The sequence below is a fragment of the Vreelandella glaciei genome (assembly GCF_013415125.1).
Taxonomy (GTDB): domain Bacteria; phylum Pseudomonadota; class Gammaproteobacteria; order Pseudomonadales; family Halomonadaceae; genus Vreelandella; species Vreelandella glaciei.
On sequence record NZ_JACCDE010000078.1, the window covers coordinates 1 to 1,414 of the forward strand.

1 protein-coding gene and 1 pseudogene are annotated in these 1,414 nt (G+C 40.9%); both read right to left on the reverse strand.

Features of this window, described 5'->3' with window-relative positions:
- Nucleotides 1-145: 145 nt before the first annotated feature.
- The gene (locus tag HZS80_RS23195; RefSeq protein ID WP_179917459.1) at nt 146-1,198 is read right to left on the reverse strand and encodes a ComEC/Rec2 family competence protein; all 1,053 of its coding nucleotides are present in this window, start codon (nt 1,196-1,198) and stop codon (nt 146-148) included.
- 103 nt (nt 1,199-1,301) lie between these two features.
- A pseudogene (locus tag HZS80_RS23785) lies at nt 1,302-1,414 on the reverse strand (IS30 family transposase); the annotation flags it as partial.

Sequence of the window (1,414 nt, forward strand, 5' to 3'; positions counted from 1 at the left end):
CGACTGGCGCGGAACTTGACGTTGGGCATGGCACTGTCTGGGTGAATGGCGATATTCGCTATATTGCCATGCAGTTCAGTAGGTTAGAAGCATTCCTGGGGGCCGGTCTCACGGATTCAGGCGTATGATTTCGGAGACTGTCATATTAAAGCCGGATCTCATCGTTCAGCACTTCGAAACGAGAGGCATAATCTTCCACTTCGTCCTCTAATAGAAGCGACTTAGTAACATCACTGTAATTGAAAAAAATCTGCCCACTTGTTTCCTTAATAATTCTAGCGATGGCTCTCTTATTTGGCAGACCATGCCTCAGGCCATTGGTCGAAATTACGTAACGAGAAGCCTGTATTAAGGAAAGGAACTCAGAACTAGTATTGTATTGGCTACCATGATGCGAAATTTTCACGAGATCAAGATTAAGTCTATTTGCCTCACTAAAACCTAACTCTCTTAAACTATTAACTATTACTGGGTCATGTGCATCTCCAAGAAATAGCATCTTTTTATTGTCTATTTCTAGTAAAAATGCGATTGAACTGCCGTTGTGAATAGATAAATCTGATTCAAATTCGTCAGCTTCCCAAATTTCTTTTAGTGAAAGCTGGTAATCATTATCGTGAGCTGCTGTTGCACCAGAATCAAATTTAGAAGGCCATTTATGCAATAAACGCTCTAGCTGATTTTGACAAGGAGACAATACTGTCAATTTGAACGGGCCGACTCTATGATCTTGCCCAGCCATAATGAGAGGAGCACGCTCACATCCAATTTCATCAAGCAGTGCTTCCAACTCTTTCCCCTGCATCACACTTGTTTGAGGAGAGTTGTCGGTCAATAGAATATTATTTTCTGGAATCTCAGTAACACTAAAATGTTGTGTTATTAAACGAGATGAGTTGAACCAAATAGATTTAACGAGTTCACTGAGATAACCTGCTGTTTCGAATGCTTTTATCAAGCCATGAATGTGATCGTCATCAATATGGGTTAATACCACTAGCTCTATGTGTTGACCTTTATTTTTTATTTCATCTAATACTTTGGCTAGTGCCCCGTCATAACGCTGCCTTGGTCCATACTTAAAAGTCATGGATGTCCCTCCATCAATTAAAATATTGACGGTATCCAAATCTCCCTCATGACTGACTAAAATACAGTCTCCATGATTGGCTTTAAGGACTCTTACAGCAACCCCCATAAATACTCCTTAAATTTAAACGGAACACCGATCAAGGTGTGTCAGAGTAATTGATTTCTCAAAAGTGCTATTTTCAACAAACCTGCCCCTTTGATTCCTGAATTCAACTAATAAGTGCAGCACCTGCGGTTTCTAGCGCTCCTGAGTATTCACCTAAGAACACCTGGGCTGGGGTTCGGTATCCCAGCCGCTTTCTTGGTCTATCGTTTAGCTTAT